Source organism: Halorubrum sp. AD140 (assembly GCF_034497445.1).
In the GTDB taxonomy this organism is placed as follows: Archaea; Halobacteriota; Halobacteria; order Halobacteriales; family Haloferacaceae; genus Halorubrum.
Map to the genome: position 1 here is coordinate 28903 of NZ_JAXRUU010000023.1, position 15734 is coordinate 44636.

Here is a 15734-nt window from a genome sequence, read left to right on the forward strand (position 1 = left end):
CTCAGAACGCCCCCGCGATGAACGTCGGAACGGACGCGACGGTGATCGCTCCGGTCAGGAGTAGCGACGCGTAGAAGCTCTTGTCCTGCGCCTCCAGGCCGACGCCGAGGTCGACGAGGAGGAGTCGGGTTCCGTTGAGCATGTGGAAGACGGCCACCGCGAGCAGCCCGACCTCCAGGATGCGGACGAGAAGCAGGCTCTCCAGGCTGACGATCGTCTGGGTGTACACGTCCTCGCCGGCCATTATCGCCGCTTCGCCCGCCCCTGCTGCCGGGATTCCGGTGCTCAACACGGCGATGTGGGTGAACAGGTACCCGACGAGTACCCATCCGGTGAACTTGTGGAAGATCCAGGCCCACATCCCCGCCTCGAACTCCCGCCAGCGGCTGAAGTCCTCGATGAGGCCTCGATTGTACGACTGACTCATACACATCGCTTTCCACCGGGGTCGTATAGTAGTTACTAACACGGCGGGATCGACCCCGACGGATCCCCGCCGTGTCCGGGTGTGCCCCGTCTTGGCACGCCGGTCCCGCTCGCGGAAGCCTTTTATGTACTCCTCTCGCTCGTACTGATGCAATGGCGAAAGGGAAGGTTGATTTCTTCAACGACACCGGCGGCTACGGATTCATCGAGACTGACGACGCGGACGAGGACGTGTTCTTCCACATGGAGGACGTCGGCGGCCCGGACCTGGAGGAGGGTCAGGAAGTCGAGTTCGACATCGAGGAGGCGGACAAGGGTCCGCGCGCGACGAACGTCACCCGTCTGTAACCGCTGACGACGACGTTCGCGAGGGAGTATCGGCTTTTCGACCGCTCTGCCTCCCGAGCGACGCGACCGTCAGCCCGACGGGGACGGTCGTCGCCGCTCCGCGGTGAACCGGCCGTTCGAACCCCGATCGACAGGGATTTACTTCAAGCTGACTGACTGGTCAGTCAATGAGTGATCAGCCGGGCGCGGCCGAGGAGATCATGGACGGAGTCTACCGCGCGCTCCGCGCCCACGGCTACGCCGACGTGACGATGCAGGACATCGCGGACGAGTGCTCGAAGAGCAAGTCGCTGCTACACTACCACTACGACACGAAAGAGGACCTCTTCGTCGCGTTCCTCGACCACGTCATCACCGACTCCGAGGAGCGGATCCGGGCCCACGCCGACGACCCCCCGGCCGAGCGGCTCGCGGGGTTCGTCGGCTGGTTCGTCTTCGAGGCCGACGCCGTCGACCGCGAGGCGTTCCACATCGCCCTCCTCGAACTCCGGACGCAGGGCCCGTTCAACGAGCGCATCCGCGAACAGCTGGTCAGGAGCGACCGCCTGCTCCGCGGCACCGTCGCCGACATCCTCGAATCGGGAATCGAGGAGGGGACGTTCCGCGAGGTCGACGTCGAGGAGACGGCGGCGCTCGTCGTCGCCACGCTCGACGGCGCGCGGACCCGACAGATCACCCTCACCGGCGGGGCGGCTGGGACAGACGGAGACGACGCGGCGACCGTCGACGACCTTCCCGAGCCGACGTACACCCGGCGGGTCGCCGAGGCGACGCTCCAGCGCATCGTCGAGCCGCTGCTCGCGGAGGGCGTGGCCGTCCCCTCGCTGGCGGACGGCATCGCGGCGATGCGCCGGGGGGACGAGACCGAATGACCGCGGCGCCGGTGCGACGGGGAGGAGACGGGACGTCCCGGCGGGGCCCCTGAGATGGGGCGGTTCGGCTTCGACCGTCCCCCGACTGTGCTGCTCGCGGTGATCGCCAGCACCTTCTTCGTCGGGTTCGGCGGCGGCGTCGTCTTCCCGATCCTCCCGAACCTCGGCGCGGTGCTCGGGATCTCGGCGTTCATGGTCGGCGTCATCCTCTCGGCGAACCGGTGGGTGCGGCTCGTCGCGAACGCCCCCGCGGGCGCGCTCGTCGACAGGTACGGAACGCGCAAGCCGTTCGTGTACGGGCTGTTGATCGAGGGGATCGCCACGCTGGGGTACGTCGTCGCCCTCGCGACCCCGCCGGCCGAGTCGCTCCGTCCCCTCGCGGCGTCGCTGCCGCGGTTCGCGGTCGGCCCGCTCGTCGTCGGACCGGACTGGTGGTTCACGCCGATCGCGGCCGCCGTCGCGCCCGAGACGTGGTTCCTCCTCGCGCGGGTGCTCTGGGGGCTCGGTTCCGCCGCGGTGTTCGCGACCGCCTACACCATCGCCGCCGACCTCTCGGACAGCGGCTCGCGCGGGACGAACATGGGCGTCGTCCGCGGCGGGATCACGATGGGATTCCCGGCCGGACTCGTGCTCGGCGGCGTCGTCTCCTCGCTCGCCGGCAACGCCGCCGCCTTCGTCGTCGCCGCCGCGTTCGCGCTCACCGCCAGCGTCGTGGCCCACCGGTACGTCCCCGAGACCCACGTCACCGGCGAGCGCGCGGGCGACTCGATCAAGCCGTGGGACGTCGACACGGCGCTCCCCGCCGTGACGGTCGGGCTGGTCAACTTCGGGCTGCTGTTCGCGTACATCGGCGCGCTGTTCTCCACGCTCGTGTTGTTCCTCGGCGAGAACGACCTCTCGCTCCTGGGACTCGACCCGCAGGGCACCTCCGGGCTGCTCATGGCCGGCACCGTCCTCTCGGCGTCCGTCTTCATGCTCGTCGGCGGCCGGATATCGGACACCCGGGACTCGCGGACGCCGATCCTCCTGACGTTCCTCGTCGTCTCGTTCGTCGGGTTCCTGCTGCTCGCCCGGGCGGGGTCCGTCGTCGACCTCGCGCTCGCCTGCGTGTTCATCGGCGCCGGCCAGGGCGGCACGAGCGGTCCGATGATGGCGCTGCTCGCGGACCTCACCCCCGACGAGCGGATGGGACGCGCCTCCGGGACGAACAACGTCCTCGGCGACGTCGGCGGCGGCCTCGGGCCCATGGTGTCGCTGCCGCTGATAGACGCGGTCGGGTTCGCTCCCATCTACGCCGCCTGCGCGGTCGTCCCCCTCGCCGCCGGCGTCGCGCTGCTCGTCGGCGTCCGCCGGGAGACCGGGACGTTCCTCCCGGGGCGAACCGACGGCGACTCGGGGGCCGCCGCGGGCGACGCGACCGGAGCGGAGTCGTAGGTCGGCACGGACTCGCGGTGGGGCCGTCACCGTCCGTGTGCGAACCGCTGGCTTCCGCTGCCCGAAAGAACAACCGTTAAAAGTCGCCACCGGGTTCGTACGGACATGGCTGGAACTATCGAAGCGCTCGTCCCCGGCGGGCAGGCCAACCCGGGCCCGCCGCTCGGCCCCGAGCTCGGGCCGACGCCGGTGGACGTACAGGACGTCGTCGCGCAGATCAACGACGAGACCGCCGCGTTCGACGGGATGGAGGTTCCCGTCACCGTCGAGTACGAGGACGACGGCTCGTTCACGATCGAGGTCGGCGTGCCGCCGACGGCCGAACTGATCAAAGACGAGGCCGGGTTCGAGACGGGCTCCGGCGAGCCCCAGAAGGACTTCGTCGCGGACATGTCGGTCGAGCAGGTGAAGAAGGTCGCAGAGCAGAAGTCGAGCGACCTGCTCTCGTACGACGTGAAGAACGCCGCCAAGGAGGTCGGCGGCACCTGCGCCTCCCTCGGCGTCACCATCGAGGGCGAGGACGCCCGGACGTTCGACGACCGCGTCGACGCGGGCGACTACGACGACGTCCTCGACGCGTAACGCGGTTTTCTTTTCCGGTCTTTTTGCCGCGTGCGGTCTGTTCGGTACGTTTAACCCGCCTAGACGGCGGGCCGCTCCGCGATCTCGGAGTCCGGCGGATCGGGCGCGACGGGTCGCACGTCGGTCCACGTCCAGCCGACGACGGCGGCCGCGGCCACGAGCGCGTAGAACTGCACGAACACACCCGCGATCGTCCCCAGAACCGGCACCACGGAGAGCACGCCGACGGCCAGCGCGCCGGCGAGGACGACCGCGGCGGCGGTGAGCCAGCCGGTCGCGTACGCCCGCTTCGCGACCACGGTCCAGAGCGTCCCGATCGCGAACCCGTCGCCGATCCGACCGGAGTCGGCGACGGCGGCCAGCGCCGCGGGCGTCACGTAGAGGCCGGCCAGCGAGACCGCGAGCGCGGCGAGCGCGAGCACCAACGCGAACGCCCCGCCGAGGAGGCCGCCGAGAAGGCTCCCGCTGCCCCCGCCCGATCCGACCACGGCCGCGCCCACGCCGAAGACCGCCGCGACCGCGAACACCGCGAGCGGAACCAGCGAGTAGACGAGCGTGACGACGAATCCCTTCAGCCCCTCGGTCAGGAGACCACTCCACCCGTCGAACGCTGGGGGCGCGTCGTCGCCGTCGGCCGTCCGCCGGAGGACGCGAGAGACGTAGCCGAGCACGAGGATCGACGGGACGACGAGCGGACTCGCGAGCAGGAGCAGTCCGCCGATCAGGACGGTTACGACGGCGTCGTCGCCGTCGCGCAGGTAGGTGAGCGACGCTGATATCATGGCTTATCCCACGTATCAACGCGCCGAGACGGCTTAACCTCGTACGGTGGGTTCACCGGGGAGGCACGGTCGACGATGCCGCTCACCCGGTACAGACTGCGCGACCGACGCCAACGAGGCACACCGTGCGGACGGCGCCTTTATTTCCGACTCTCACGGACGTTCCGATATGCCCGATCTCCACCCGATCGCGAAGCGGATCCACAACGTCCAGCCGCGGCCGGTCCGGCTCACGCTCGACACCGGCGAGACCGGCGTCTTCGCGTTCTCCTCGACCGAGTTCTTCCAGCGGGAGTTCCGCGGCGAGGGAGTCCGCACCGACGGCGACCGCGACGCCGAGTTCCGGCTTATCACCTCCGAGGACCACGAGTCGGTGCTGCTGGGTCGGTCGGGACCGGAGGACGGTGGCTGGACCGTCGTCGGCGAGGTCGTCGAGGCCGAGCGCGCCGAGGAGTGAGGGCGGCGGGGCCGGCCGGTCCGTCCGCGCTCTCGATTCCCGTTAGCGCACGACCGTCACCGGCACGTCGGCGCGACGGACGACCCCCTCGGCGACGCTGCCGAGCAGGATCCGAGAGAGCCCGGTCCGGCCGCGGCTCGCGAGCACGACGTGGTCGAACGGCTCTCCGGTCCCCTCCGCCCCCTCCTCGTCACCCACGGCGGCCTCGCCGCCCGCGACCGCGAGGATCGCCGCGGTCGGCCGGCCCACCTCCAGTCTGGTGTCGACGTCGCGGTCCACCGCCTCGATCGCGTCGCGGAGGATACGCTCACCGCGCTCCTTCGCGCTGTCGTACCACTGGTCGACCGCGCCGGGGAATCCCCCCTCCGCGCCGGTCGTCGAGTCGGCCGGGTTGATCACGTGGAGCGCCGTCAGCTCGGCGTCCGGCCACTCCGTGGCCGCGAACCACAGCGCCTCCGTCGCCTCCTCAGAGCCGTCGATCGCAACCAGTATCCGTTTGGTCATATCCGCGCTTCTCGTCCCGTCCTGAAAAACCCAGTCGGCGACTCCGACCGCGTGGAAAGGCGGTTCGCGTTGCGAGCCGCCTTCGCGCTGTGAGCCGTCTTTGCGCCGCGAGCCGCCTTCACGCTGCGAGCCGTCGCTCAGTCGCCGTGGCGCGTCACGCACTTCGGGAGCCCGATCAGCTCGACCGGCTCCGAGTTGTCCGGCGAGTAGACCACCATCTGTCCCTTCTCCATGTACGGGACCTTGCCGGCGAGGTTCGAGGGGATGTTCACGCTGGAGATCGCGTCCTCGTCGCCGAGGTTCAAGACGACCTTCGTGTTCACTTGCTTGAACACCGACTCCGCGACGTCCTGGGGGTCCTGCGTGATCAGGAAGAGACCGAGCCGCTCCTTGCGGCCCTGCTTCGCGGCCTCCGTGAACTTCTGGACGACCTTCCGCGCCTGCACGTTGTCGGCGTCGGCGAGGAAGTTGTGCGCCTCGTCCATCCCGATGAGGAGGGGCGTCTCCTCGATCCGGTCGCTGTCGGGGTCGTTCGAGAGCTTGTCGTCGACGAGCAGTCCCGCGACCGCGAGCACGACGATCTCCTTCTGCCGGGAGGTCGGCAGGTGGTACGTCGGGATCACGGAGAGCCCCCCGGGCCGGACGAGGGTGTGGTCGAGCTCCGTGATGGGCTTCGCGTCCTGGTCGAACACGCCGCCGGGAACCCCGCGGACCCGCCGTTTGACGGCGTCGAACGTCGCCTCGTGGATCCGTCCGTTCTCGTCGTACTCCTCTTTGAGCGCCGGGTCGTCGAGGAACGAGAGGAACTGGTCGTACGTCCCCGAGTCTCCGTAGTCGCGGAAGAACCGGTTGATGAGCGTAAGCAGCGCGGGGTACTGGTTGTCGTTGAGCCCGGAGCCGGCCACGAGCCACGGCATGTCCCGCGCGAGCGAGAAGGGGATGGTGAACTCCACGCGCTCGGCGCGGTGGCCCTCGCCCGGGTACGTCGCGTTCGCGACCCGCGGCACCAGCGCGACGGTGTCGTCGTGGCCGCCGTGGGCGATCCCCTCCCGGTCCAGTCGGCGGGCGAAGTCGGCGTCGAGGTCGGGGTTGTCGTCGTGCATCTGCGCGTACTCGTCCTGGGGGTCGAACTGGACGACCGCCATCCGCGACTCCCGGCCGTCGCCGGTGGGGTAGGTGCGGTCCGAATCGAGGTACTGCCGGAGGACGTTCTTCGAGGCGTGGGTCTTCCCCGACCCGGTCCCGCCGGCGACGAGCGTGTGTCGGAACGCGAGCGGGTCGCCGTCGGCGTAGTCGTCTTTCACCCGGTAGTCGACGGTCGGCGGCCGCGCGGCCGTCCGCACCTTCTCGCCGCCGACCGAGAGGTGACCGAGGAAGACGCCGTCCTCGGGGATCTTCAGGCCCGTCTTGATCTCGGCGTCGTCGGAGGCCTCCTCGACGACCGCGCCGGGCTTCGGCACCCGGTCGGTCATCCGCCGTCTCATGTCGTTGCCGGCGCCGTACACGACCGACATCGGCTCCAGTTCGGCCATAAACTTGTAGTCGCGCTCGGCGAAGTCGTCGCGGCGCATCTGCCGGCGCGCGTGGATCTCGGTGGCGTCGTCGGACCGGAACTCCTGGGCGTACTCCAGCCCGACGATCCGGCAGAACAGCCGCTCGCCGTCCGGGTACGGGATCAGGAGGTACTTCCCGAGCCGGACCGACTCGCGGTTCCCGGTCGTGACGAACGCCTTCAGCGTCGTTTCGTCGGCCTCCTCGGCGACCCGGAGCCCCTGCGAGACGGAGACGACGCCGAGGCCGACGTCCTCGCCGGTCGGCTCCACGGCGAACTCGGAGAATCCGTCGGCGGCCGCCCCGTGGCCGTCGGCGCCAGCACCGTTCGCGTCGTCCGCGGACGGCCCGCCGTCGCGGCCCTCTGCGTCGCCGGCTGCCGGCGAGTCGGCGGCATCGACGTCGGCGGGCGCGTCGGCGGCGTCTCCCTCGCCGTCGCCCTCGTCGTCGGTGAAATCGGTGAAGTCCTCCAGCGTCATGGACGCACCACCGACCGCCACCCCGAAAGCGTTTCCCCTCGTCGACGGGCCGCCTGCGGTCGACCGCCGTCCGCGCCGCGGGTCCCTTTTCAGCCTCGGGCCCCTATCGACGGTATGATACTGGTCCGCGGCAGCGGCGGGGGCACCGACCTCACCGGGACGGTGTTCGAGCGCGGCGAGGAGCCGCCGACGTACAAGGGCGCGCCGGACGAGGACGCCCCCTACGTCTGGGTGTGCGACTCCTTCTATCAGGTCGAGAGCGGCGGTTCGGCGCTCACCGTCGACGGCGAGGAGATCCGGGTCGCCTTCGAGGAGCCGATGCCGCGCGGGTTCGACACCAAGTCGGCCGCGCTCGACGCGGCCGAGGAGCACGTCCGCACGCAGTTCGCCCGGATCGGCGTCGCCCCCGACGACGTCGAGGTCGAGGCGACGAAGGCGGACGCGGCCTGAGACGTCGACGAACGCGCGCAGGTGACGAGGAGCGCCGACGAACGCGCGCCGACGAACGCGCGCCGACGAGGAGCGATGGTGACGGGTGAACCCGGCCCCGACTCGGCCCGGGGAGCTGCCGTCCGCTCAGTCCTCGACGTCCGGATCGCTGACTCCGAGCGGGAGCGTCTCGGGCGGGTCGCTGTCGAGTCCCTCGTAGGCGTCGTCGATGAGGCTGGCCAGCTGGGCCTCGGGCGTCACTCCCCGCGCGGCCGCGAGCGCCGCCAGCCGCTCGTACTGCTCGTCCGGAACGGACACCGTTCCCTGGGTCATACCCGTCGCTGGACGCCGTAGCTACAAAAGCGTTGTTCGCGTCCTCGGAGGAGAGAGAACCGAACGCTCAGCCTTCTGCCGCCGGCCGGTCCCCCTCGCCAGGCCCCCGCCCGGTCCGTCCCCAGAAGCGGTCGAAGATGGCGTTCATCACGGCCGACTCTGACCGCGAGAGATGCTCCCACACGGTCGTGGTCCCGAGCCCCAGTTCGTCGGCGACGTCCTCGACGCCGACCCCGCTCCCGTGGTCGTAGTACCCGACCGCGATGGCCGTCGCCAGCACCTCCCGCTGTCGCGGGGTGAGCCCGTCGAGGATGCCAGACGCCGGTAGTCCCGGCGGACGCTCGATCGACGAGAGCTCCACGTTTCGCGCGAGCTCCACCTCGTTGCCGCCCCGCTCCAGCTCTCGGATCACGGCCGCGAGGTCGTCGGCGGCTTCGAGGTACACCGTCCAGCGCTCGATCCCGCCGGAGATGGTCGTGCCCATCCGGTAGTGGATCCCCAACTCCGAGAGCCGCCCTCTGATCCCCTCCCAGCCGTCGCCGTCGACCACGACCGCGACGTACACGTGGTTGCCGCTGATCGGCGACAGCGGCTCCGCCTCCACGACGGCGTCGGCCGCGCGGAACTCCTCGACGAACGACTCGATCTCCTCGGTCGGCCCGCGGAGCTCCATGATCCGCTTCCACTCGCTCCCGTTCCCGGTCATCGACGAGACCGACCGAAACGTCACGTCGGGATGGCGGACGCTCACGTCCGACTCCGGCCCCCCGTGGTGTCGGATCCGGAGGGTCACTTCGCGCATACCTGTGCGATGGTTCCCGACGTTCAAACGGTTTCCGGGACGAGTCGGTGGCGTCGAGCCGCTTCGTCGTCACCGAACCGAGCGCGCTGCTGGGGGTGTGGAGGGTTCGGAGATCGGCGCCGCGCACCGCGTCGAAACGACTACTGGATGTGGCCTTCCCGCCGCAGCTGGTCCGCGTCCTCGTCGGTGTAACGCCACTCGACGTTCGCCTTCTCGTCCTGCCAGTCCCACGGCTCCGCGAGCACGACGTCGCCCTCGCTGATCCACGTTCGGTACTTCATGCGGCCGGGGATCCGGCCCAGTCGCGTCTTACCGTCGACACAGCGCAGGCGGACGTGGTTCCCGCCCAGGTGCTCGGTCACCACGGCGAACACTTCGTCGTCCGAGGGCATTCGGAGGTTCCGACGCCCGGATTCTTCGCTCATACAGGCCGTAGTGCGTTCGTCGGTATAAGTGATGGGAGACGCGTGTGCGCGTTTCCCGTGCGAGTCGTTGGCGCGACACCCCACGCACCTGCGATCGATGAACCCACCGCCGCTCCGCCACTCGGATCTCCCGTTGAAGCGGTACGGAACCCTCTCTCCGCCGGCGGGTGACGTGTTGGCGGACGCGTCCCGTCTCCGGACGCGAGCGAAGCGTTCAAGCCGCGCGCCGACGACCGATCCCGTATGAGAGACATGGAAAGCGTCGTCCTCGACGAGAACGAGGAGGCGCTCGCCCCGGCCGTCGTGGTAGCGACGATCGCGCTGCTCGCCGCCTTCGTGATCGGGTTCCTGTTTCTGGCCGTCAGACTCGTGATCTGATCCTCGGCGGTCGGGGCTCCCGGTCGCGCTTCGGTCGAGACGACACTCGCCCGGTCCCTCTAGACGACACTCGCCCGGTCCCTCTTTGTCTCGTGCGCGCAGAAGTCGACGCATGAGCCGCCGCCTCCTCACCGAACTGCTCGACCGCAACGACGATCACGTCGCGTCTCCTGCCGCCGCCGCGCTGGCCGACCAGCGCGACGGGCAGCGCCCGCCCGTAGTCTCCGTCTGCTGTTCGGACTCGCGCGTCTCGCAGGAGGGCATGTGGGCCGTCGACCGGCCGGGGTTCCTCTTCACCGCGGGCAACATCGGGAACCGCGTGAGCGACGTCGTCGCCGACGAGCGTGTGCTCTCGGGGAGCGTCGCCTACCCGCTCGGCCACACCGACACGGAGGTGCTCGCGGTCGTCGGCCACACCGGCTGCGGCGCGGTCGGCGCCGCTCTGGACGCGGCCCGCACGGGGACGTATCCCGACGAACCGGGCGTCAGGGCCGACGTGGAGGAGCTCGTCCCGGTCGTCGAGGCGGGCCTCGCGGAGCTCGCGGACGCCGCGGCCGACGACGACGCGAGCCTCCGAAACCGACTCGTGGAGCGCAACGTCCATGCGCAGGTCGCGATCGCCAGCGAGACCGGGAGCGGCGCCGACGCCGACGTGTACGGGTTCGTCTACGACTTCCACGGCGCGTACGGCGACCGCGACGGCGCCGTCTACCTCGTGAACGCGAACGGCGAGCGCGACCCGGACGCGCTCCGGGAGCTCGTCGGTGCGGACCGCGCCGACCGTGTCGCGACGCTGTTGTAGGCCCCTCGCGCCGTGCCCGCGCGCCGCATCCGACAGCCGTATCACCGGGACGCCCGAACGGGCGGGCAATGGACCGCCGCGTACTGTTCGCGACCCTGATCCTCCTCGCCGGCGGCGCGACCGGCGTCGGGGTCGCCCTCTTCGCGTTCGTCGGCATCGACGACGGCGCGGCCGACTCCGAGATCGTGTGGGAGACGGACCCCGTCGACGGCGACGACGGGAGCGGCGCGGTCGTCGCCACCGCGGACGGCGACCCGCTCGTCGTGCAGTCGACGGTCGAGGACGGCGAACGCGTCATCCGCGCGACCGCCGTCGGCGACGATGTCGAGTGGCGCGCGCCGCTCTCGTCTGTCGCCACGGGCGACGCGAGCGGCGGCGATGACGGGAGCGACGACGGGTCCGGAAACGCGAGCGACGACGAGGCCACCGACGTGAGCGGCCTCGTCTCGGGGACGCTCGACGGGGACGAGGTGGTCGCGTTCACGACCGAGTCGGGGACGCTCGTCGTGCTCGACGCGGCGGACGGCTCGACGCGGTTCACCGCTGACCTCGACGGCCCGGGCGGGATCCGACCCGCGATCGGCGACCTCACCGACGACGGACGCGCCGAGGTCGCAGCGGTCACCACCGACGGGAACGTCCGCGCCGTCGACGCCGACGGAGACGCCGCGTTCGAGACGGCACTCGGCGAGCCCGTCGACCGCCGCCCGTTGATCGCCGACTTCGAGGACGACTCGGACGACGGAGGGACGGACGACGCGGAAGAGGCGAACGGCACGCCCCGAGGGCTCGCGGTCGTCACCGCCGGCGAGGAGGGAACCGTCCGCCTGATCGACGGCGAGGGGGAGACGCGCTGGACGACGACCCCCTCCGTCACGCCGCTGAGCTGGAACGCGGTCGACACTCGCGACGGGCCGATCCTCGCGCTCGGCGGATCGAGTGGCACGCTGGAGACGATCGAACTCGCGGACGGCTCCGGTCGGTACGACGTCGGCCTTCAGGACCGCCCCGTCGACGTCGGTGACGCCGACGCCGGCCGGGTGTACGTCGGCGGCGTCGGCAGCGTCTGGGCGGTCGACCTCCTCGACGGTGAGGTCGTCTGGAAACAGCAGTACGGAGGCGAGACCCGCGTGAACGCACCGGGAATCGGCAACGTGAGCGGAGACGCCGGTCCCGGGCCGGTCGCGGTGAACCGCGAGGGCGGCGTGCTCGCGTTGAACGCTAACGGCGAGGCGATCGCCCGCGGCGACGCGGGCGAGGCCGTGGTGTACGCGGGGCCGCTGTTCGCGGACGCGACCGGCGATGAGACCGACGAGGTGCTCGTCGTCACCGACGACGGCCGCGTCGTGGCGCTGGACGGCTGAGTGGCGGCGGAGCGTCGGACCGCTCAGTCGCGTTGTAGATGGGACACCCTGTGAGAGCGGCGGCGGTGCGGACGCGGTCGTTTATATACTTCGCTGACACGAGAACCGCACGACAACGTCGGATCGGTGACGAATATTCACCGGAAACGCGGTGTGTCGACGGCGCGACCGCTCGGCGCTCGTCGTGAGCGCTCGAGGGCGGTTAAACGGAAAAGCCGCGACGGTCAGTGCTGTTCGTCCTCGTACACCCAGGCGGCGGTGTCGAGGTCGTAGTCGACGAGCTCGTCCTCGTCGAAGAACAGGTCGATCTCGCGGGCGTTCGCGCCCTCGTCCTCGTGGTCCGACGCGTGGATCACGTTCTGGCCGAGGTCGAGGCCGAAGTCGCCGCGGATCGTTCCCGGGGCGGACTCGGCGGGGTCAGTTTCGCCGACCATCGCGCGGACCTGTCGGGTCGCGTCCGCGCCCTCCCACACCATCGCGAAGACGGGACCGGAGGTGATGAACTCGACGAGGCCGTCGAAGAACGGCTTGTCCTCGTGCTCGCCGTAGTGTTCGTGGGCCAGCGCCTCGTCGATCTGCATGAACTTCCCGCCGACGAGCTTCAGGCCGCGCTCCTCGAAGCGGGAGACGATCTCGCCGATGAGACCGCGCTGGACGCCGTCGGGCTTCACCATCACGAAGGTGCGCTCGTCGTGGTGGCTCATCTACTCGCCACCCGCGTTGCGCCCTTCCTCGGTCCACTCGAGGTCGCGTGCCTCGCGGCCGAGGAAGTAGTTCTTCTCCGCCTTCGAGTCGACGAAGTGGAGGACGGTTCCGTCCTTCTTCACGTACATCGTGCCCGTGCCGGGCTCGATCTCCTCGCCGGTGTAGTCGCAGGTGCGTGTCTCGACCATCGGTTATCGCCCTCCGATGGAGTCGGCGTCGCGCTGCGTCTCCCGGAGCTGGAGCACGTCGCCCATGCGGACCGGACCCAGGACGTTCCGGGTGATGATCCGGCCCTGGTTCGATCCCTCCTGGATGCGGCACTTGACCTGCATGGCCTCGCCGTGCATCCCGGTCTTGCCGACGACCTCGATCACCTCTGCGGTGGTCGAGTCGCCGGTGCCCTCTTCTGCGCTCATGGGTGGTTATCGGAGCTCCGCGACCTTCTCGCCGATGTCCTCGACGTCGTCCTCGGCGTCGCCAGCGTCCACGACGGCGGCGGCGGCCGAGCCGACCTCGAGGCCGGCGGCCTGACCGACCTCGTCCTGGGTGTCGACGAAGACGACCGGGATCCCCTTCTCCTCGGCGAGTTCGGGGAGGTGCATCACGATCTCCTCGGGGGAGACGTCCTCGGCGACGATGACGAGGTCGGCGTTGCCGCGCTCGACGGCCTTGGTGGTCTCGTTGGTTCCTTTCTTCACGGTACCGGTGTCTCGGGCGACCTCGAGCGCTTCGAGCGATCGCTCGGCGAGGTCGGCTGGGGTTTCGTAGTCTACGTAAACGGGCATGTGTTGTTCACCTATCCCCCGTGCGGGCTCGCGTGCCCGTCCCGTGGTCGGTCCCTAACGGAACGGCACATCATCAACCCCACAGAGGCTGTGACCCGACGTAGTCCGGACGTCCATAAAAGCGCTTTCAATGTCCTCCGCGTGTGCGAGCGGGGGTCACGGGCCGAGAGTGGCGGGAACCGCCCCCGCGAACTCGGGGGGCCTCGCGCCTCGTGCGCCGGGACACTCCGCGATTTTTAAGCGTCGCTCCCCCGTCCCTCCGCGTATCGAATGGTCCGTCTCGTCCACTACTCCGACATCGAGAACGTCTTCGACGCGCCCGAGCGGGCGGCCCGACTCGCCGGCCGGATCCGGGCGCTCTCGGGCCCCGACGCCGCGGTCGTCGCCACCGGCGACACGACCGCGCCGGGCGTCCTCTCGCTGGTCGCGGGCGGCCGGCAGGTCATCGACTTCTACGCCGCGACCGACACCGCCCTCGACACGTTCGGCAACCACGAGTTCGACTACGGGCCGGACGCGCTCCGCGACCTCGTCGCCGACGCGCCCGCGACGTTCGTCTCCGCGAACGTCCGCGACGAGGCGGGCGAGCCCTTCGGCCGCGACGAGGGGGTCGTCCCGTGGGCGACCCGCGAGGTCGACGGGGCCACGGTCGGGTTCGTCGGCGTCACCGACCCAGCCACCGACTCGCTGAACCCGATGGCCGCGGACCTCGACTTCGAGGACCCCCTCGAAGCGGCTCGCGACGCGCTCGCGGAGATGCGGGCCGCGGTCGCGGAGCGCGGGAGGGGAGACGACGCGGACGCCGACGGCCCCACCGCGCTGGACCACGCCGTCGTCCTCTCCCATCTCGGCGCGGGCGACGACGACCTCGCCCGGGCGCTCGACGTCGACGCGATCCTCGGCGGACACGTCCACAGCCGACGCAACGCGGTCGTCGCCGACACGCGAGTCGTCCGTCCCGGCGTCAACGGCGAGACGGTCGTCGAAGTGGACCTGGACTCGCCGGTCCCCGCGGCGACGCTCCACGAGCCCGACGGGGCCGACCCCGCGCCGGGGCTGGCGGACGCGCTCGCGGAGCGCATGGCCGCGGCCGACCTCGGCGAGACCGTCGACGTCGTCGACGAGCCCATCGAGCGCACGGGCGACGTCGTCCACGGCGGGGAGTGCCGCGTCGGCAACTTCGTCGCGGACGCGTTCCGGTGGGCGCTCGACGCCGACGTGGGGCTCTCGAACGCCGGCGGGCTCCGGCAGGGCGATCCGTGGGCGGACGCGGTGACGAAGGCCGACCTTATCAGCCTGATCCCGTTCGAGGAGCCGGTGGCGCTCGCCTCGGTCACCGGCGCGGAGCTCCACGACGTGCTCCGCGAGATGGCCGCGCCCGACGTCGACTTCGGCGAGGACGACTGGTGGCACGGGCACGTCTCGAACGCCGAGGTCGTCTGGGACGCCGACGCGGAACTGATTTTGGAGGCGGCCGTCGGCGGCGACCCCATCGACCCCGAGGCGCGGTACACCGTCGCGGTCTCGGAGTATCTGCTCCACTCCGAACACGAGTTCCCGACGCTCGCACAGCGGCACCGGATCGACGAGGCCGACATCCAGTACGAGGTGCTCGCCGCCTATGCCCGCGAACACGGGATCGACCCCGAGATCGAGGGGCGCATCGATATCCGGAACCGGGCCGCCGCGGCCGACGACGACTGAACGGGTGAGAGCGGAGTGGGTGTACGCAGAAATCGAGGTGTGGTCGCTGCGGGATCGCTGCGAGGAGCCGCACCGTCAACGGCGACGATCGCGTCGGCTGCCTCTTCGAGGTAAGGACGGCTCACCGCCGCTCGATCCGCAAGACGCGAAGCGCGCGTCGGGTCTGAGCGGTTCGGATCCGGTTTCGCCGGATTCGTTCACCATACCGATGGTCGGCCCTCGATACGCTGGAGATACTCGCTGTTCCCCGAACGCGTACCGGTCGTTCGCGGAGGAGAGACCGTTTCGACCGTCGTCTCGCGCAGTTTCGTCGGCTTCTGCGGCGCAGATACGCGGTAATTCCTCGATATTCGCCTATCTGACTTCTAACAATGGGTACGGAGCATTGAGGGGACGACGGGTTCGATCTATGGTACAAAAAGAGTTCAACCGCCGGAAGTTCGTTAGCGTCGTGGGTGCGGCCGGGATAATCGGTATCGCCGGCTGTTCGGACGACCCTGAAGCGCCTTCGGACGACGACGAAACTGACTCCGAGGACGAGACCGACCCCGAGGACGAAACCGACTCCGAGG

21 protein-coding genes are annotated in these 15734 nt (G+C 70.1%); 10 read left to right on the forward strand and 11 right to left on the reverse strand.

Features of this window, described 5'->3' with window-relative positions:
* Position 1: 1 nt before the first annotated feature.
* A complete protein-coding gene (sdhC, locus tag U4E84_RS07910) occupies positions 2-427 on the reverse strand; it encodes a succinate dehydrogenase, cytochrome b556 subunit (RefSeq protein WP_322531558.1) in 426 nt (141 codons plus the stop codon).
* A gap of 152 nt (positions 428-579) precedes the next feature.
* On the opposite strand from sdhC, the gene U4E84_RS07915 reads away from it, so the two are divergent.
* The 4 genes from U4E84_RS07915 (at position 580) to U4E84_RS07930 (ending at position 3662) form a co-directional block, all read left to right on the forward strand.
* The gene (locus tag U4E84_RS07915; RefSeq protein WP_092566404.1) at positions 580-774 is read left to right on the forward strand and encodes a cold-shock protein; all 195 of its coding nucleotides are present in this window, start codon (positions 580-582) and stop codon (positions 772-774) included.
* Positions 775-941: 167 nt separating this feature from the next.
* A complete protein-coding gene (locus U4E84_RS07920; protein WP_322531559.1) occupies positions 942-1646 on the forward strand; it encodes a TetR/AcrR family transcriptional regulator in 705 nt (234 codons plus the stop codon).
* 54 nt (positions 1647-1700) lie between these two features.
* The gene (locus U4E84_RS07925; protein WP_322531560.1) at positions 1701-3080 is read left to right on the forward strand and encodes an MFS transporter; all 1380 of its coding nucleotides are present in this window, start codon (positions 1701-1703) and stop codon (positions 3078-3080) included.
* Between the two features lie 105 nt (positions 3081-3185).
* Positions 3186-3662: a 50S ribosomal protein L11 gene (locus tag U4E84_RS07930; protein WP_322531561.1), complete on the forward strand. Its 477-nt coding sequence runs from the start codon at positions 3186-3188 to the stop codon at positions 3660-3662.
* 59 nt (positions 3663-3721) lie between these two features.
* On the opposite strand, the gene U4E84_RS07935 is transcribed toward U4E84_RS07930, so the two are convergent.
* Entirely contained in the window at positions 3722-4444 is a 723-nt protein-coding gene (locus U4E84_RS07935; RefSeq protein ID WP_322531562.1) for a DUF4013 domain-containing protein, read from the reverse strand.
* 169 nt (positions 4445-4613) lie between these two features.
* On the opposite strand from U4E84_RS07935, the gene U4E84_RS07940 reads away from it, so the two are divergent.
* A complete protein-coding gene (locus U4E84_RS07940; RefSeq protein ID WP_322531563.1) occupies positions 4614-4901 on the forward strand; it encodes a transcriptional regulator in 288 nt (95 codons plus the stop codon).
* Between the two features lie 42 nt (positions 4902-4943).
* On the opposite strand, the gene U4E84_RS07945 is transcribed toward U4E84_RS07940, so the two are convergent.
* Entirely contained in the window at positions 4944-5405 is a 462-nt protein-coding gene (locus U4E84_RS07945; RefSeq protein WP_322531564.1) for a universal stress protein, read from the reverse strand.
* A gap of 137 nt (positions 5406-5542) precedes the next feature.
* Positions 5543-7435: an ATP-binding protein gene (locus U4E84_RS07950; protein WP_322531565.1), complete on the reverse strand. Its 1893-nt coding sequence runs from the start codon at positions 7433-7435 to the stop codon at positions 5543-5545.
* Positions 7436-7549: 114 nt separating this feature from the next.
* On the opposite strand from U4E84_RS07950, the gene U4E84_RS07955 reads away from it, so the two are divergent.
* Positions 7550-7885: a hypothetical protein gene (locus U4E84_RS07955; protein ID WP_322531566.1), complete on the forward strand. Its 336-nt coding sequence runs from the start codon at positions 7550-7552 to the stop codon at positions 7883-7885.
* A 126-nt stretch (positions 7886-8011) separates the two neighbouring features.
* Here U4E84_RS07955 and U4E84_RS07960 read toward each other — a convergent pair whose 3' ends face one another.
* The 3 genes from U4E84_RS07960 to eif1A all read right to left on the reverse strand — a co-directional run bounded on the left by U4E84_RS07960 (position 8012) and on the right by eif1A (position 9424).
* Positions 8012-8197, reverse strand: a complete 186-nt coding sequence (locus U4E84_RS07960; protein ID WP_322531567.1) for a hypothetical protein — start codon at positions 8195-8197, stop codon at positions 8012-8014.
* A gap of 67 nt (positions 8198-8264) precedes the next feature.
* Positions 8265-8999: a helix-turn-helix domain-containing protein gene (locus tag U4E84_RS07965; protein ID WP_322531568.1), complete on the reverse strand. Its 735-nt coding sequence runs from the start codon at positions 8997-8999 to the stop codon at positions 8265-8267.
* A gap of 140 nt (positions 9000-9139) precedes the next feature.
* Positions 9140-9424: a translation initiation factor eIF-1A gene (gene eif1A / locus U4E84_RS07970; RefSeq protein ID WP_322531569.1), complete on the reverse strand. Its 285-nt coding sequence runs from the start codon at positions 9422-9424 to the stop codon at positions 9140-9142.
* A gap of 243 nt (positions 9425-9667) precedes the next feature.
* Here eif1A and U4E84_RS07975 point away from each other — a divergent pair, with 243 nt between their 5' ends.
* From U4E84_RS07975 to U4E84_RS07985, 3 genes are all read left to right on the forward strand, one after another.
* Positions 9668-9802, forward strand: a complete 135-nt coding sequence (locus U4E84_RS07975) for a hypothetical protein (protein ID WP_322531570.1) — start codon at positions 9668-9670, stop codon at positions 9800-9802.
* A 112-nt stretch (positions 9803-9914) separates the two neighbouring features.
* The gene (locus U4E84_RS07980; RefSeq protein ID WP_322531571.1) at positions 9915-10604 is read left to right on the forward strand and encodes a carbonic anhydrase; all 690 of its coding nucleotides are present in this window, start codon (positions 9915-9917) and stop codon (positions 10602-10604) included.
* 68 nt (positions 10605-10672) lie between these two features.
* A complete protein-coding gene (locus U4E84_RS07985) occupies positions 10673-11968 on the forward strand; it encodes a PQQ-binding-like beta-propeller repeat protein (protein ID WP_322531572.1) in 1296 nt (431 codons plus the stop codon).
* Positions 11969-12192: 224 nt separating this feature from the next.
* Here U4E84_RS07985 and ndk read toward each other — a convergent pair whose 3' ends face one another.
* The 4 genes from ndk to rpl7ae are packed head-to-tail and all read right to left on the reverse strand — an operon-like array spanning position 12193 to position 13458.
* Positions 12193-12672: a nucleoside-diphosphate kinase gene (gene ndk / locus U4E84_RS07990; RefSeq protein WP_322531573.1), complete on the reverse strand. Its 480-nt coding sequence runs from the start codon at positions 12670-12672 to the stop codon at positions 12193-12195.
* Positions 12673-12861: a 50S ribosomal protein L24e gene (locus tag U4E84_RS07995; RefSeq protein WP_322531574.1), complete on the reverse strand. Its 189-nt coding sequence runs from the start codon at positions 12859-12861 to the stop codon at positions 12673-12675.
* A gap of 3 nt (positions 12862-12864) precedes the next feature.
* The gene (locus U4E84_RS08000) at positions 12865-13089 is read right to left on the reverse strand and encodes a 30S ribosomal protein S28e (RefSeq protein ID WP_004046478.1); all 225 of its coding nucleotides are present in this window, start codon (positions 13087-13089) and stop codon (positions 12865-12867) included.
* Between the two features lie 6 nt (positions 13090-13095).
* A complete protein-coding gene (gene rpl7ae / locus U4E84_RS08005) occupies positions 13096-13458 on the reverse strand; it encodes a 50S ribosomal protein L7Ae (protein ID WP_322531575.1) in 363 nt (120 codons plus the stop codon).
* 270 nt (positions 13459-13728) lie between these two features.
* Here rpl7ae and U4E84_RS08010 point away from each other — a divergent pair, with 270 nt between their 5' ends.
* Positions 13729-15162, forward strand: coding sequence for a 5'-nucleotidase C-terminal domain-containing protein (locus U4E84_RS08010; protein ID WP_322531576.1), 1434 nt, complete (start codon positions 13729-13731; stop codon positions 15160-15162).
* The last annotated feature ends 572 nt before the right edge of the window (positions 15163-15734 follow it).

Coding starts and splice junctions, on each gene's coding strand:
- sdhC (WP_322531558.1), bottom strand. CDS start 427: ATGAGTCAGTCGTACAATCGAGGCCTCATCGAGGACTTCAGCCGCTGG.
- U4E84_RS07915 (WP_092566404.1), top strand. CDS start 580: ATGGCGAAAGGGAAGGTTGATTTCTTCAACGACACCGGCGGCTACGGA.
- U4E84_RS07920 (WP_322531559.1), top strand. CDS start 942: ATGAGTGATCAGCCGGGCGCGGCCGAGGAGATCATGGACGGAGTCTAC.
- U4E84_RS07925 (WP_322531560.1), top strand. CDS start 1,701: ATGGGGCGGTTCGGCTTCGACCGTCCCCCGACTGTGCTGCTCGCGGTG.
- U4E84_RS07930 (WP_322531561.1), top strand. CDS start 3,186: ATGGCTGGAACTATCGAAGCGCTCGTCCCCGGCGGGCAGGCCAACCCG.
- U4E84_RS07935 (WP_322531562.1), bottom strand. CDS start 4,444: ATGATATCAGCGTCGCTCACCTACCTGCGCGACGGCGACGACGCCGTC.
- U4E84_RS07940 (WP_322531563.1), top strand. CDS start 4,614: ATGCCCGATCTCCACCCGATCGCGAAGCGGATCCACAACGTCCAGCCG.
- U4E84_RS07945 (WP_322531564.1), bottom strand. CDS start 5,405: ATGACCAAACGGATACTGGTTGCGATCGACGGCTCTGAGGAGGCGACG.
- U4E84_RS07950 (WP_322531565.1), bottom strand. CDS start 7,435: ATGACGCTGGAGGACTTCACCGATTTCACCGACGACGAGGGCGACGGC.
- U4E84_RS07955 (WP_322531566.1), top strand. CDS start 7,550: ATGATACTGGTCCGCGGCAGCGGCGGGGGCACCGACCTCACCGGGACG.
- U4E84_RS07960 (WP_322531567.1), bottom strand. CDS start 8,197: ATGACCCAGGGAACGGTGTCCGTTCCGGACGAGCAGTACGAGCGGCTG.
- U4E84_RS07965 (WP_322531568.1), bottom strand. CDS start 8,999: ATGCGCGAAGTGACCCTCCGGATCCGACACCACGGGGGGCCGGAGTCG.
- eif1A (WP_322531569.1), bottom strand. CDS start 9,424: ATGAGCGAAGAATCCGGGCGTCGGAACCTCCGAATGCCCTCGGACGAC.
- U4E84_RS07975 (WP_322531570.1), top strand. CDS start 9,668: ATGAGAGACATGGAAAGCGTCGTCCTCGACGAGAACGAGGAGGCGCTC.
- U4E84_RS07980 (WP_322531571.1), top strand. CDS start 9,915: ATGAGCCGCCGCCTCCTCACCGAACTGCTCGACCGCAACGACGATCAC.
- U4E84_RS07985 (WP_322531572.1), top strand. CDS start 10,673: ATGGACCGCCGCGTACTGTTCGCGACCCTGATCCTCCTCGCCGGCGGC.
- ndk (WP_322531573.1), bottom strand. CDS start 12,672: ATGAGCCACCACGACGAGCGCACCTTCGTGATGGTGAAGCCCGACGGC.
- U4E84_RS07995 (WP_322531574.1), bottom strand. CDS start 12,861: ATGGTCGAGACACGCACCTGCGACTACACCGGCGAGGAGATCGAGCCC.
- U4E84_RS08000 (WP_004046478.1), bottom strand. CDS start 13,089: ATGAGCGCAGAAGAGGGCACCGGCGACTCGACCACCGCAGAGGTGATC.
- rpl7ae (WP_322531575.1), bottom strand. CDS start 13,458: ATGCCCGTTTACGTAGACTACGAAACCCCAGCCGACCTCGCCGAGCGA.
- U4E84_RS08010 (WP_322531576.1), top strand. CDS start 13,729: ATGGTCCGTCTCGTCCACTACTCCGACATCGAGAACGTCTTCGACGCG.